Source organism: Candidatus Accumulibacter vicinus (assembly GCF_000584955.1).
Classification (GTDB): Bacteria; Pseudomonadota; Gammaproteobacteria; order Burkholderiales; family Rhodocyclaceae; genus Accumulibacter; species Accumulibacter vicinus.
In genome coordinates this window covers 75,767-77,281 of record NZ_JDSS02000016.1, presented here as the reverse complement: position 1 = coordinate 77,281, position 1,515 = coordinate 75,767, and the positions used below count along the sequence as shown (strand labels likewise).

Genomic DNA, 1,515 nt, shown 5'->3' with positions numbered 1-1,515 from the left:
TCAGCGGGCGCGGCTGCCGATGCAGAAGAAACTCGCCGGCGCGCCAGCGATGTCGAGAAGGTCGAGGACGCGCGGCGTGACTTCCGGGTCGGGGCCATCGTCGATGGTCAGGGCGATTTCCCGGCGTGCGCTGGCCGCGGCCGGCAGGCGTGTCAGGTTGGCGCCGAGCAGGGTGCTGCGCGGCAGCAGGCCGGCCGTCGTCAGGATCAGGTGGTTGGCGGCCAGTGCCCCGAGCGCCCACGGCCAGTGGCCCGGCATTGCCAGGACGCCGAGCGCTGCTGCCCCGTGCAGGGCGAACGAGGCATGGATGGCCGGCGAGGGATTCCAGGGTCTTGGCATGGCTTCACGTCGGCAGGAGTCGCCGGTCGAGAAAATGTTCCCACAGGAGCAGCCAGACAGGCCACGTGTGACCACCGGGGACGACCTGGCTCGCGGTCGCCGGGAAGCAGCCGGCGATTTCCCGCAGGCCCGCGGCGAAGCGGTCTTCGGCCCCATAGCCGACGAAGACCGGGAAGTCGGCTGGCGGTTTCTGCAGCCACTGCCAGACGCGGAATTCGCAGTCGGCGAGTTGGTCGGCAGAGGGTTGCCAGTGGGCCAGTCCGCCAGCATCGGCGATGGCGTCGGTGGTGAGCCGGCTGCCCGGGTAGGGGGCGAGCAGACAAAGGCCATCGACGCTGCCCGGCGAATCGGCCTGCTGACACAGCGCCAGCAGGCCGCCGAGCGAGATGCCGCCCAGCCAGAGGTTCCGGCAACCTTGCGCGCGCGCCGGCGACAGGATTTCTTTCTGCAGTGCGGGCAGTGCCTCGCCGCTGGAAATCATTGCCAGGTCGAGGTCTACCGCCAGGAGGTCGAGCGGCAGGCGGCGGCGCGTGATGGCGCTGAAGAAACCGGCGCTGACGAAGTCCGCCGCGTTCATGTACGCGCCCGGCAGCAGCACCAGCCGCGTCGGTGCACCAGTGATCCGGCCGAGGGTTCGCAGAGGTGCGCTCATGCCTGCGGCGCCGGCTGGATGAAGCAGGCCGAGAGGAGCAGTGCCAGGACCGCGCCCGGGCCGACGGTGATGCCCAGCGCCTGCAGGACGGGCACCGGCGAAGTCGCCAGCGTGCCGAAGCCGATTGCGGTCGTCAGGCAGGCGATGAGCATCGAGGCGACCGTCCGCGGTTCGCCAGCCAGTCGGCCGCCGAGGCGGTCGAAAAAGAGGGCGTAGTTGGAACCGACGGCGACGATCAGCAGCAGGCCGACCAGATGCAGCAGTTGCAGGCGGACGCCGGCCAGATTGAGGGTGGCGGTGACCAGCAGGACCGTCAGCAGCAGTGGCACGATCACCCGCAGCACGCGGCGGGGCGAACGCAGGGTTGCGCCGAGCAGGCCAACGATGGCGACGAACCCCCCCAGCGAGAGGAGCCGTGCTTCGTCGAGGTAGTGCGCATACAGGTTGTCTACTTCGGTCTTCATGTCGATCAGCAGCGCACCGGAACCCGTCAGGGTCGCGCGCAAGGCCTCGGCGTCGAGCGC

1 protein-coding gene and 2 pseudogenes are annotated in these 1,515 nt (G+C 69.8%); all 3 read right to left on the bottom strand.

Features of this window, described 5'->3' with window-relative positions; genetic code table 11:
* Window positions 1-3: 3 nt before the first annotated feature.
* Window positions 4-339, bottom strand: a pseudogene (locus CAPSK01_RS04675) (polysaccharide deacetylase family protein); the annotation flags it as partial.
* A gap of 4 nt (window positions 340-343) precedes the next feature.
* The gene (locus CAPSK01_RS04670; RefSeq protein ID WP_034923167.1) at window positions 344-991 is read right to left on the bottom strand and encodes a hypothetical protein; all 648 of its coding nucleotides are present in this window, start codon (window positions 989-991) and stop codon (window positions 344-346) included.
* Window positions 988-1,515 (bottom strand): annotated as a pseudogene (locus CAPSK01_RS04665) (hypothetical protein); the annotation flags it as partial. The gene CAPSK01_RS04670 and the pseudogene CAPSK01_RS04665, both read right to left, overlap by 4 nt.